This is a genomic window from Ruegeria sp. HKCCA5839, assembly GCF_013035585.1.
GTDB lineage: Bacteria > Pseudomonadota > Alphaproteobacteria > Rhodobacterales > Rhodobacteraceae > Ruegeria.
Window position 1 is genome coordinate 796,016 of sequence record NZ_WQIE01000002.1, and the last position, 12,840, is coordinate 808,855.

At 53.7% G+C, this 12,840-nt stretch carries 10 protein-coding genes and 1 pseudogene; 9 read left to right on the forward strand and 2 right to left on the reverse strand.

Going from position 1 to position 12,840, the window contains the following annotated elements; translation table 11 throughout:
• Positions 1–2 precede the first annotated feature (2 nt).
• Positions 3–398, reverse strand: coding sequence for a hypothetical protein (locus GOV38_RS09380; RefSeq protein WP_171208866.1), 396 nt, complete (start codon positions 396–398; stop codon positions 3–5).
• A 1,196-nt stretch (positions 399–1,594) separates the two neighbouring features.
• Between GOV38_RS09380 and GOV38_RS09385 the strand changes: the two genes are divergently transcribed.
• From GOV38_RS09385 to GOV38_RS09420, 8 genes and pseudogenes are all read left to right on the forward strand, one after another.
• Complete coding sequence (locus GOV38_RS09385; RefSeq protein WP_171208865.1) at positions 1,595–2,884, forward strand: DUF3300 domain-containing protein; 1,290 nt, start codon at positions 1,595–1,597, stop codon at positions 2,882–2,884.
• A 3-nt stretch (positions 2,885–2,887) separates the two neighbouring features.
• Positions 2,888–3,787, forward strand: coding sequence for a DUF2950 family protein (locus GOV38_RS09390; RefSeq protein ID WP_171208864.1), 900 nt, complete (start codon positions 2,888–2,890; stop codon positions 3,785–3,787).
• A 605-nt stretch (positions 3,788–4,392) separates the two neighbouring features.
• A complete protein-coding gene (locus GOV38_RS09395) occupies positions 4,393–5,196 on the forward strand; it encodes a DUF1194 domain-containing protein (RefSeq protein WP_171208863.1) in 804 nt (267 codons plus the stop codon).
• A 382-nt stretch (positions 5,197–5,578) separates the two neighbouring features.
• Complete coding sequence (locus tag GOV38_RS09400) at positions 5,579–6,145, forward strand: hemerythrin domain-containing protein (RefSeq protein ID WP_171208862.1); 567 nt, start codon at positions 5,579–5,581, stop codon at positions 6,143–6,145.
• A 10-nt stretch (positions 6,146–6,155) separates the two neighbouring features.
• Positions 6,156–7,175: a glutathione S-transferase C-terminal domain-containing protein gene (locus GOV38_RS09405; RefSeq protein ID WP_171208861.1), complete on the forward strand. Its 1,020-nt coding sequence runs from the start codon at positions 6,156–6,158 to the stop codon at positions 7,173–7,175.
• 156 nt (positions 7,176–7,331) lie between these two features.
• Entirely contained in the window at positions 7,332–7,493 is a 162-nt protein-coding gene (locus GOV38_RS09410; RefSeq protein WP_171208860.1) for a hypothetical protein, read from the forward strand.
• 24 nt (positions 7,494–7,517) lie between these two features.
• Positions 7,518–8,271 (forward strand): annotated as a pseudogene (fabI, locus tag GOV38_RS09415) (enoyl-ACP reductase FabI).
• Positions 8,261–9,667 (forward strand): bifunctional enoyl-CoA hydratase/phosphate acetyltransferase, encoded by a 1,407-nt coding sequence (locus tag GOV38_RS09420; RefSeq protein ID WP_171212991.1) that lies wholly within the window; start codon positions 8,261–8,263, stop codon positions 9,665–9,667. The pseudogene fabI and the gene GOV38_RS09420 overlap by 11 nt, the downstream one beginning before the upstream one ends.
• 282 nt (positions 9,668–9,949) lie before the next feature.
• Here GOV38_RS09420 and GOV38_RS09425 read toward each other — a convergent pair whose 3' ends face one another.
• Positions 9,950–11,227 (reverse strand): adenylate/guanylate cyclase domain-containing protein, encoded by a 1,278-nt coding sequence (locus tag GOV38_RS09425; RefSeq protein WP_171208858.1) that lies wholly within the window; start codon positions 11,225–11,227, stop codon positions 9,950–9,952.
• 290 nt (positions 11,228–11,517) lie between these two features.
• Here GOV38_RS09425 and GOV38_RS09430 point away from each other — a divergent pair, with 290 nt between their 5' ends.
• Positions 11,518–12,834 (forward strand): MFS transporter, encoded by a 1,317-nt coding sequence (locus GOV38_RS09430; protein ID WP_254430562.1) that lies wholly within the window; start codon positions 11,518–11,520, stop codon positions 12,832–12,834.
• Positions 12,835–12,840: the final 6 nt, after the last annotated feature.

The following is a 12,840-nucleotide window of genomic DNA, read 5'->3' on the forward strand; positions in this document are numbered from 1 at the left end:
GCTCAGCAGCTTTTTGAATACATCTCATTGAGCCGCTCAAAAAACCTCTGCCGGCATTGCTCAGGATCGTCGCCTGAGAAATCAAAAAGATACAACTCAAGATCTGTGCTGATTGAGCATGCCTTAATCTTGTTCATCGAAACGATCGCATTGGCTTGTGATTCAAAATCATGGGTGCTCGCTGAAAAAAACGCCTCTAGAGATCCTCCGGCGGTAAGTACGTTTACAACAGGCGCCCAAGCAAGAATATTTTGGACCGAGCTTGCGGCTTTTTCTTTTTTGGCAATGGCTCCAAGAAGTTCTTCATCGGCAGCAGTCAACTTTGCATCGCTGCATTCGGCAAAACTCAGATGCGGCAGCAGTGAAATCGCTAAAACTAAAGCAAGCAGTCGAAACATGGCAGAGACACCCAAATTCTATTTCAAACGAATTATAGGACCATGGTTAGGCTCAAACATCCTGAGTGTCAAAAAACCGCGCACCGGGCCGGACTATGGAAGCTACCCATCAAAACTCCTGTTCGGCCAACGAAGGGGTGGCGTTAGTAGGGGATTAGTAGGGAATGTACGTCAAACATTCTCTGGCTTGGTCCAACACCTTCCAAGAGCTTCAATTGAAATAAAGGTTTAATAGTAATGAGTTGTCCGGTTTGAGCTCGCCCTGTCCGGTATTGTCCAACGCTTGGACGTCAAAATTCGTAATTGGAAGGTCTCAGCAAGAATGGTTCGCGAAACCGAATACTGTCCTTTACAGATTGGGGGTATCATTGGGGGTATTCAGTAAATCTAGGAACAAAAAAAATGAATAATTACATAAAGTAGTGTGATCTATTACACTCCGCCCCCGGCACCATTTCCTCAGGTAAGCCCTTGGTTTCACTCCAACTTTCAACAGAACGTTGGAGCCATAGACCATGTCGGAGACCATTTCACCCAAGTGCATCTTCGTGAAAGAGAGAGTATTATACTTCAGTCGCCGCAACTCCAATGAGCTTTGCCGCTACTACTCTTCTGCTTGGATCGCATTTTCTTTTGGTGCTCGCTCTGCAAACATAGCGGCGACGAGAGCTAGATGAGCGGCTGATCAACTGGATAAGTATTGGTTTCATCTGAGGTCGCAGGATACGGAACTGCCTGGAAAGCACATGTTGCGACTTGGCGCAGCCAACTCCGCCGTAACACCAGTTGTTCTGAACGAGACTTCTGCCACCTCTGTGTTGTTGTCTGAGGCAGTCGAGATTTATCTTACACAGTAAGGGCCGATCTCTACATTCACACCAACGGCAACCGGCCATATGTGATTCTTTGAACTGAGGTTCCGGCGCTTGGGCTTTTTTCGGTCTTGGACAGGCCTGGTCGCTGTAGAACAGGGCACGGCTTTCGACTATCTAGATAATCTTCCCACAAGGGTTTTCGCACCGGCTTAAGCCTCCAATACCCATCGAAAATAGCCGTTTGGATTAAAGGCTCTTTACACAGCCGTTCCTCCCACGACAACATGCAAGAAATAAGTGAATTCGAATATCGGGATAAGTTTTCCCGGTGCGCTCGTAATGAATAGCGCCTCGGATAGTTGGCATTGTAAGGGGGAGATTATGGTCCGTATAGTTCGTTGGATAATGCCCGCGGTTTTGGTTTTTGCACCAACACTTGCGGGGGCACAAACTGAACAGGATGGTACTGTTGACGCTGTCTCAGACGACGACCTTCTGACTCAGGCCGAGCTGGAAAATCTTGTCGCCCCAATTGCCTTGTTTCCCGATACGCTTTTGATTCAGATCCTTGTTGCAGCGACCAGCCCGATGGAGGTGATCAAAAGCGATCGATTGCTTACCAGTCTTGACGGTGAAGAGCCTGAGATCATCCAAGCTGCTGTTGAGGCTGAAGAATGGGACGAAAGCGTAGAGGTTCTGGCCGTCGCTTTCCCCGAAGTGATTGAGGATATGGCTGCTCACATCGAATGGACTGAGACGATGGGCGACGCGATGCTTGCCCAAAGCGACGACGTGATGGCTGCCGTCCAGACGATGCGAACCCAGGCGATCAACAATGGGGCTCTGGTTTCCGGAGACGAACAGGTCGTAGAAGTCACGCAGGACGAAGATGTCATTATTCAACCCGCCGATCCCGAAGTTGTCTATGTCCCGCAGTACGACCCTCAGGTCGTTTACGCAGACAACAATAGCAACGTTGTAGGCGATGCTATCGTTACCGGTGCAGTAGCGTTCGGAACCTTTGCCGTGATTGACGCCATTTTCGATGATGATGACGATTGGAATGATTACTGGGGATGCCGGAATTGCGGTGGATGGGGAGGAGGCCCGATTTACCGAAACCCAAATATTGATCTGGACGTTGATCGCAACGTGAATATCGACAGAGACGTCAATATCGGGAGCGGAAACAATATCGGCAATGGGAACATCAATCGCTCCAATACAGGCTGGACGCCGGATGATAGAAAGAAAGATCAGGCGCGGGACAAGATTAGTTCCAGAAAAGACGATGGTGGCAAAACCAAGCTGCCGATAAATAAAAGTGACAGCAACGCGGACGCGTTGCGGAGCAAGCTGTCCCAGACATCTGGAGCGCCGGATATTTCGCGACCTGGTTCACAAGCCAAAACCGAAGCAGTTCGAAAAACCATGAAGGATGGAGGCAAGCCCAAGGTAAACAGGCCGACGCCAAGCAAAGCGGTTAAAGATCCGGCCAAAAAACCAGCAGTTAAGAAACCTTCGGCGGCCAAGTCCCCCGTCAACAAGGCCTCTAAACCCAAGGCGGTAAAAAAGCCCAAGGCGACCCAGAAGAAATCCAGCGGGCAAAAGGCACGCAAAGCTTCGCAACGGGGTAAGGCCAGCGGTAAAAAAGCCAAGCGGAGGGGATAAGAGATGACACGGATTCTATTCAAAACAGCTGTAATCGCCGCGCTTTTCTGCGGTCCGGCTAAAGCGGACCCTGCTGCGTATGGCTCTCCGCAAGAGGCGCTTGAGGCGATGGTTGCGGCGCTAAATAGCCCGGAAGAGGGTGCCGTTTTAGCCGTCTTTGGGTCGGAAGCTGCGGATTATCTTTCAGATGGAGACCCGATCGAAGACAAGATCAACAAATTGGCCCTGCTGTCGCTTTACAGAGAAGGGTATCGGCTTGTACCGCAAGACGATGGCTCTGTCCTGATCGCGCTTGGCGAGGAAGGGTGGCTTTTCCCAGTCCCCATCGCAAAGACGGCCACGTCATGGTCGTTTGACAACGACGCAGGTCGCGAAGAAGTACGCCTGCGCGAAATTGGCCGCAATGAGCTGGACGTGATCGAATTGATGGAGGCCTATGTCGAAGTTCAGGCCGATTTCCGGGCGCAGGATCAGGACGGTGACGGGGTCAGGGAATTTGCGAGCCAGATCATCTCAACCTCTGCGGATCAACGAGATGGATTGTTCTGGGCAGATGAAGGCACGCTTTTGGGAGAGCTTTTTGCGCGCGCCTCGGCCTTTGGGTACAGTGACGGTGAAACCGATCACCCACCCGAGCCCTATTCGGGATACTATTTTCGCATCTTAACAGAACAGACAGATGCGGCACCCGGTGGTGCTATGGACTATTTCGTCAATGGGCACATGGTAGCAGGTCACGCCCTTCTGGCCGTCCCGGCAGAGTTCGGAGAGACGGGGGTACACAGCTTTATGGTTTCGGAAAACGGTATCGTCTACGAAGCCGTTTTGGGTGAGGACACGTTGGAAAAGGCGGCAGCCATGACAAGCTTTGATCCGTCAGAAGACTGGCATCCGGTGAACTAAACTGGCTCGACGAATTAAGCATTCGAAATACGAGTTTATTCGCGAAGCTTTCAGAGAATTCATGACAATGAGTTCGGTCAAGACACTTGCGGGGGCTGCAGTTGGTATCGCGATTGCACAGAGTGTTGGGGGTGTGATGTCCCGGTCAGGCGGCGCATCGGGAGGGAGCGTTTCGGGTCGCGGTGCGCCCTACGGCGGCTCAGCTTCCCGAACGCCAGCGTCAGGGGGGGAGTTTTGGGCGGCGTGCTCGGGAGTAAACCACGCATCGTTTGAGCAGGAAGAAATCGTCGTTGATTTGTGCGCGCACTGATTCTGGCTGCAAACGCGGATGGCCGCATAGAGGCGAGCGAAAAAGAACAGTTTGGTGGCCTTCGCGGGCGGCAAATGGGCTGTCGTGGTGTCCTGTGAAAGCGAAGAGGCTGCGCAAGCGTCGATGGACAGTTTATTGGATCTATGCGACTGAAAACGTTGTTTTTCCGTGATTGGCCTTGATGTTTGGTATGGCAAACGTCCGCCCTAAGCTTCGCCGCTTTTTCTCATCAACCAACCACATCATCATGCGTTTGTGGCTTGACTTGAGGGCCCAGCGCACCACCCGTTAAGGGATGCTACGAAAGATATTCCTGACCATTTTCGCATCCACTTTTCTCTTGGCCGCGCCTGCCGTTTCACAGGCGACGGAGGTTGATCTAGAGCTTGTTCTTCTCGTCGACGTCTCTCGGTCGATGACCGAGCGGGAACTCGAGATTCAGAGACAGGGCTATGCGGCAGCCTTGCAGTCTGACGAGGTCTTCGCGGCCGTTCGGTCGGGCCTGTTGCAAAGGATAGCTTTGACATATGTCGAGTGGGCCGGCACGCAAGAAGTGGTCGTTGATTGGCGACTTGTGGAAACGCGCGCTGATCTTGAAGGCTTCGCGCGCGCTCTTACCACGCGTTTCGATCCCGCTCTGCGCAGAACTTCAATTTCTGAAGCGCTGATCTTTGGTGCGGCGATGATCGAAGAGAACGAATTCGAAGGTCTGCGCAAGGTGATCGACGTTTCTGGCGACGGGCCTAACAATCAGGGGCGCCCGGTACTTCGAGCCCTTAAAACAGTGCTTTCAAAGTCGATCACCATAAACGGATTGCCGCTTATGACCCGGGAAGGTTTGGGCAGCCGATGGCATCTCGACGACCTCGATGTGTACTACGAGAATTGCGTGACGGGCGGGCCAGGTTCTTTTGTCATTCCGGTTCTTGACTGGCAGGACTTCGCAGAGGCCGTCCGCCGAAAACTGGTGCTGGAGATCGCGTCGACGACCGTGCTCGAATACTTCAGATATGCGCAATTCAATTCGACCGATACTTATGATTGCTTGATAGGTGAGAAAATTTGGGAACGGAACCGGCAAATCTGGAGCGAGCCCTAAAGGTGGAAACTTTGACACCGAATTGCATGCGCGTTCTCTGAAATCTGCGGCTCGGAGCGAGCAAGACAGCAAGGGCGATCCCATCACGAATTTTGTTTTTGGGCGGCTGAACCGCCGCACATGCGCTGCGCTAGCAGTACCGTCCGCGCTCTTGAGCGATGCGTGTCGTAAGTTTTGGGCCGATCCAGCGCCCCTACCGTTTTTTCTCCCGTGACGGCTTGTCCGGGTTCACCCGACACGACGTCAAAACCTTGAACCGCGCGATAGCCGGTTTGTACGGTATCGGATTTGCGGGGGTTCGCTGACGCATAGTGACTGTGCGTTCTCGCTAGTGGCGAGCAGTTGCCCGACCTCCCATCTTTGGCCTGAAAGGAGACAACCGATGCTCGATACATATACCATTCGCCAAGATGACATGCCTCAAGAAATGCGGTTTCTCTTGGACCAATACCCCCGCGACAGCTGGGAAGCCCATCCGGGTTTCAAAGAAAAAACCAAGCATTGGCTCGGTGCGCATGAGATGTTCCGCCGCGTCGCAGAACGTATTCGATTGGATACAGAGAAGCTGTTGAACAGCGACATGGGGTTTGACGACTATGCAGGACGGCTTTCCTACTATGGCGGCAATCTGGTTGGGAACCTGCATGGTCATCACGGTTGGGAAGACCACAGCTATTTCCCTGAAATCTCTGCTGCGGACCCTCGTTTTGATGCGGGGCTTGAGTTGCTGGAGCAGGATCACTCCGATCTGGATAAGGTGCTGAGTGACTTTACCCGGACGGCGAACCGTGTGATCAAGCTGTCCGCACTTGATGAGGTGCAAGCTTACGACGAAGCCGGACAGCTCCATGCGACGAGCGATACGATTGAAGCGTTCCTGAAACGGCATCTCAGCGATGAAGAGGAATTGGCCGTGCCAATCATCTTGCATCACCGGCTCAGAGGATGATGCTGAAGTTATGACGGATGCATCTACCGAAGAAGACCAAACTGATATCAACAAGCGCCGCGCACGGGGTGAATTCGTGCGCGGTATTAGCGGCTTTCGCCACGCCATTGGCGATCCAGTGTTTCCGGCAGAACCTGATCGCTATCACCTGTTCGTAGCCCTGAATTGCCCGTGGTGTCACAGAGTGACGCTGGCGCGAAATGTGTTGGGCCTTCAAAACAGCATCACCATGGACGTTGCATTTCCAAACCGAACCGGTGACGACGATCTAGAGGCGCCAAACCTATGGGAGTTTGCACCTGATCGGATTGCATCGCTCACAGGTGAGACTTTGCCAGAATGCACGAGCGAGACCGGCACCGGCAAAGGATTTCGCCTTGCCAAAGAGATCTATCGTGCCGAAGGCTCTGAAGAGCAATCCCTTCCAATCCTGTATGACAAGATACAAGGGCGCATTGTTAACAACGAAAGCGCTGAAATTGTCCGAATGCTGGACGCTGCGGCGGATTCACTTGGCAGCACAATCCCGGCAGCTGAACGCGTTAGCCTTTACCCAGACGAAGTGCCGCGTCATCAAATTCAAGACCTGAACGAACGGATATATACAGCGATTAACAATGGTGCCTACAAGGCCGGGTTTTCGTCTGATCAAACGATCTATGAAACAGCTTTTGAAGCCTATTTCGAGACACTCGAATATTTGGAGGAGCATCTCTCAGATGGCAGGCCGTATTTGACAGGCAACCACTTTTCAGAAGCAGATCTTCGCCTGTTCCCAACTCTCTATCGTCACGATCCGGTCTACTATGTGCGAATGAAACTTAATGGTGCCCGAATCCTGGATTACCCATACTTGTGGCGGTGGCTATGCCGTGTATACGCGTTGCCCGGAATTGCCGAAGCAGGGTCTCTTGTACACTGCCGCCAGGGTTATTTCGGTCGCAGTTGGAATTGCGTGGTGCCCAATGGTCCACTCAAGCCAATGTCGTACCCTGAGGCCTATCTGCATCCTGAGCTCGCAACACTGTAGGCCTCGTTAAGGTGTAATTGGTAGGCCTAGTTTCGAAATCAAACGTTTCCATTTCGGAGTACGAGAGCATTTTTTCTTTGCGTCTCGAAACCTCCATATCTTAGTTGCGAATGGTCGGTTTTCCGACAGCACACGACCCGCGATCAGGACTGAACATTGACTCCTGAAGACTGGCTTGAAGTGGCGGATCTGCAAGAGGGCAGCTGGTGGCCTTCATGGACACGGTGGTTGTCCGAGCAGTCGAGCGGGCGGCAGAACCCGCCTGAATTGAAAACGGTGCTGAACGAAGCGCCAGGCACCTATGTCTTGATGGAGTAAAACATTCTGGCGGAAACAGGTTTTCTGAAGGGCAAAAAAGGCCTCGTGGTCGGAGTGGCCAATGACAAGTCCATTGCTGCGGGATATGTGATGGCCTGTCGCACAGCAGGGGCTGACATTGCCATGATCTATCAGTCTGAGAAAGCGCTGCGCTTTGTTCAGCCCGTTATCGATGCGGTTGCTGCTGATATCGTAGAGCCACTGGACGTCACCGACGCCAACCAGATCGAGGCAGTCTTCGATGCGATCCGCAAGCAATGGGGGCGACTGGACTTTCTGATCCACTCGATTGCCTACTGTCCACGTGACGATCTGCACGGGCGCGTTGTGGACTGTTCGCGCGAAGGGTTTGGGGTGGCGATGGACGTATCGGTCCATTCGCTGATCAGGCTTGCAAAAACAAGCTGAACCGCTAATGAGAGAAGGTGGTACGATCCTGACTGTGTCGTACCATGGCGCCGAAAAGGTGGTCGATCATTACAACGTCATGGGGCCGGTGAAAGCCGCGCTGGAAGCTACGGCGCGTTATCTGTCGGTCGAACTTGGTCCGCGCAATATTCGGGTGAACGCGCTGTCGCCCGGTCCTCTTGAAACACGGGCGGCCTCGGGCATCGACCATTTTGACGAGTTGATCGAAGATGCCAAACAGCACGCACCGCTGCATCGCCTGACAACAATTGAAGAGATTGGTGCTATGGCGGTCTGCCTTGTGTCGGATTTTGCTCGCTCGGTTAGTGGAAATACGGCTTACATCGATGGGGGACATCATGTCGTCTGACCGTGGCGCTGGCATCGGCTATATCGAAAATCGCCCGTTTGATGAACTTAGTGTCGGTGACACAGCCGAATTGTCACGCACGCTGACTGCGCAGGATATTGACGCATTTGCAGTCGTCTCAGGAGATGTGAACCCGGCCCATGTCGACGAGGAATTCGCCCAGGATGAGATTTTCCACAAAGTAATTGGGCACGGCATGTGGGGCGGTGCGCTGATATCGAATGTATTGGGCACGCAGCTGCCTGGACCGGGGACCATCTATCTGGATCAATCCCTGAAATTCCTGAAACCTGTGGGCATCGGAGATACGGTCACGGTGCGGGTAACCGTTGCAGAGAAACAGGAAGACAGAAAGCGTGTGATCCTGGACTGTCTCTGTACCAACGGAGACGACAAGCCAGTCATCGTAGGTCAGGCGATCGTGATTGCACCGGCCAAAAAAATCCGCAGGCCGCGCGTTACCATGCCCGATCTTGTTTTGCATCGCAGAGGAGCAACCTATGACCGCTTGCTGAGTGCAGCACAGCGCTTACCCACCTTGCCCACGGCGGTGGTTCATCCTTGCGACGCAAGCTCGCTTGAAGGCGCGCTGTCCGCCCGTGAGTTGGGAGTGTTGGAACCAATTCTCGTCGGTCCACGGGATCGGATCCACGACGTGGCTGACTCTGTTGGATTAGACATTGCAGGTCTGGAAATCATCGACGCGCCGCACAGCCACGCGTCGGCGGAACAGGCTGTGCAATTGGCACGAGAGGGGCGGGTAGGCGCAATGATGAAGGGCGCGCTTCACACAGACGAAGTCATGTCGGCGGTCGTATCCAAAACCCAAGGCTTGCGCAGTGAACGCAGGATGAGCCACGTCTATGTCATGGACGTTCCGACCTATTCCAAGCCTCTGCTTATCACGGATGCGGCCATCAATATTGCGCCTGACCTGCAGACAAAAGCTGACATGGTCCAGAACGCCATCGACCTGGCCTGCGCCATAGGCATTGAACTCCCAAAGGTGGCAATACTGTCCGCCGTTGAAACCATCACGCCCAGGCTGCAATCCACGGTCGAGGCAGGTGCCTTGTGCAAGATGGCGGATCGCGACCAAATCACGGGCGGTATTCTGGATGGGCCATTGGCCTTCGACAATGCTGTTTCTATGCAGGCCGTCAGCACCAAAGGCATCAAGTCCAATGTGGCCGGTCAGGCAGATGTGCTGGTTGCGCCGGACCTTGAGGCTGGGAACATGATCGCAAAGCAGCTCATGTACCTTGCCGGTGCTGAGGCTGCGGGAATCGTATTGGGGGCGCAAGTTCCGATCATGCTGACCAGCCGGGCTGACGACACGCGAACACGCATCGCATCAGCGGCAATTGCGTCTTTGTTCAACCATACAGTTCGGTGACCGGCTAACTAAAGAGTGGCCGAACCTTGGTTTGCGACGACATGCGTTGCTTCGCCCTCCGGATCATAGGGTTGCGATGTTTCGAGTTCGCGCGCTCGAAGTGATCAGTAGAAACGCAGTTGCAATTGCAGTATTGAACGAGGGGACGCGAGCTTGGCTCTGGGCCGAACCTATGCTCAGGCTGGGGCGGGCTCATCAATTGATGCTGCGATTGCTTCAGGATCCGCAATTGAGCCCAAAGCAGCCATCAGTATTGCTTTCCCCCATGCCCGTTACATTACCCTAAGTTCCCTGAACCATTCGAAAAACCTCAACCGGTTCGCGGATACCCTTTAGCTTGACCTCTCCTGCTGAGACTGACTTGAATTCGTTTTCCACAGCGATCGCCGCGCGGGTGCTGAGTAATATCTCGCCGTCCTCGGCCATATCGCAGAGTCGTGCCGCCACATTAATCGCGGTGCCCGAGGCGGTATAGTCTGATCGATCTTCGTAACCGACCATGCCTACGGTTGCATATCCGAGCGATACGCCCACGCCAAACCCAAGCCTGTGACCAAGTCGTTTCCATCGCTGAGACAACTCAACCATTTTCGCCCGCATCGCAACCGCGAGCCGAACCGCATCCCCGGCAGGGTCGTCGCAGGGCAACGGGTCGTTGAACAGCACCATGATCCCGTCGCCCATGCGGTGGTCGACGCCCGCACCATGCGCGTTGATCAACTTCCCCATTTCCTCGTGATAGGTCTGCAGCACCTCGATGGTTTCTTCAGGTTCCGCAGTTTCGCAAAACGCGGTGAACCCACGAATGTCACAGAAAATAACGCCTAAAAGCGCGCGATGGCTCTTCAGCATGGTCTCAGAGCCTGAAGAGATCACCGTGTCGGCGACAGCGGTGGGAAGGAAGCGTTTAAGGCGGCCCATTCGCTCAATTTCGCCCACCTGTTTCTCAACGCGGTCTCCAAGTTCTGCATTCAGCTTTTCCAAGGCTCTAAACTGTCGCGCGTTTTCGATGGCGATGACGGCTTCGGTGGCGAAGTTCTCGACCAAAAGCAGGTCGTCAGGTGCGAATTTGCCGACCTCTCGTCGCAGCAGAACCAGATTGCCGAGAGATTTACCCTGCGAAACAAGCGGGACAAACACACGCGACAGGATACCATCGACGTCCACCAATTTTATCGCATCCACATGCCTGGATTTGTAGAACTCCGTCTCACGTATGTCAGGTTCTTCGACGATCCGGCGTGTTTTGACGCTTTTGTAAGGCGCGAATTCTCGGCCGACTTGAAAGACGTTGCCGACCTTCATCATATTAGTCGCTTCCCCCGTGGCAGCAGCTATTTTCCACTCGGTATGGTCCTCATTGATCAAAACCACAAAGGTCATCGGAGCACTACACAACCGCGCGGCGTTTTCTACGATTGTCTGAAAAACTGGTGTCTCATCGTCGCGGCTTTGGCTTATGACAGTCAGGATTTCGCGCGTCGCGGCCTCGCGGTCATGCGCGCGCGCAAGTTCGGCTCGAAGGTTTTGTCTATAGACGTTATCCTGTGAGTCCGGCACAACTTGCCCTCAGTTCCTGATCACATTTCAACATGGATATCACACAGGGCTTGCGAGACCAGAAAATTGCAGAGCGGGCGTCGAGCGAGGCAGCTCTGCCACGCAGTCGGTGAAACCGCTTTTCCAACGAATGCGCGCCAACAGCGTATGGTGGGTAAGCGGTTTGTGACGCAACTCCTTCAATCATGTATTATGATTACTCTGGACCGACCGACGCGTCGCGCAGAGTTTTGTAGGAGCGATTTGGATTGGGAACTGGCAACACTGATCGTTGGTGGCTTCTGGGTGCGATGGGCGCAATTCTCGGGGTGATCTTGTTGGACGAAACTGCGGTTGGCGTCGCGCTTCCAACAATACGCCAAGAACTGGGACTTTCAGAGATATCTGCTCATTGGGTGGTCAATATCTATCTTCTGACATTGGCCTGTTTGGCAGCGGCTACGGGTCGAATTGGGGACATAGTTGGAATTCGGGGGCTTTTGACCGCAGGGCTTTTTGTTTTTGGAGTGGCTTCAGTTGTTTCTGGATTTGCTCCAAACGGGCTAACACTGCTTATAGCGCGTGGCATTCAGGGCGTTGGCGCCGCCGCAATCTTTCCGTTGTCTCTGACATTGATAGCCTTGTCATTTGATGGGGCCGAGCGCGGCAAAGCTTTGGGTATCTATGGAGCGATCGGAACATGTTTCCTGGCAGCCGGCCCCTTGGTCGGCGGTGCGCTTACTTCCGGTCTCTCCTGGCGGTGGATCTTCTGGATCAATCCAGTGGTCGTTACATGCGTCGCCTTTGTGGTTTGGCGGTTATGGCGCGATCCTCCAAGACACATCAAAGAGCGTTTCGATTTGACAGGTATGGTTCTGTTGGTATTCGGGCTTTCGCTTTTGGTATTCGGAATAATGCAGGGGCCTGACGTTGGATGGCAACAAGGCAATGTGCGCGCTGCCCTGATCACTGGCGTTCTCGCACTTGCGGTATTCGTATTTGTTGAGAACCGGCGCAGAGATCCATTGGTCGCGGTGGCTCTTTTCCAGAATCCGACCTTCACAGCCTCGAACCTAATTGTCGGTGTCGCCCAATATGGAAAGATTGCCACCTTTGTTTTTGGGTCGATGTACCTGCAAACGGTTGAAGACTGGGGGCCATTCTGGGCCGGATTGGCTTTGCTGCCAGCTGTCATACCCACAACCTTTTTTGCGCCAATTGCCGGTAAGTTATCTGACGAGCGCGGTACCCGCTGGCCTGCACTTGCTGGGTTGGTGTCCATCACTGTCGGTCTCTGCCTGGTCGCGGTTGGAATGATGCTTAAGACGACGCCCGTTGTTTTCGTTGGGTTTGTTTTGTTTGGTGCCGCCGTTTCGCTGATGTTTGTACCGTCGCAGCGTGCTGTCACAATGTCGGTCCCTCCGAATATGCAGGGACAGGCGGGCGGGATTGTACTTTCAAGCCAATTGATTGGGGGGACCGTCGGCATGGCGTTGTCTAGCACAGCGCTGGCGGTGACGTCGTCACATGCGGCGGTATTTTGGCTGGCTGCATTCGCGTCACTGATGGTTCTCATCTACTCATACTTCGCGATTGATGCGCGGGACTCCTGGAAACAGACTGCTTAACCCTGA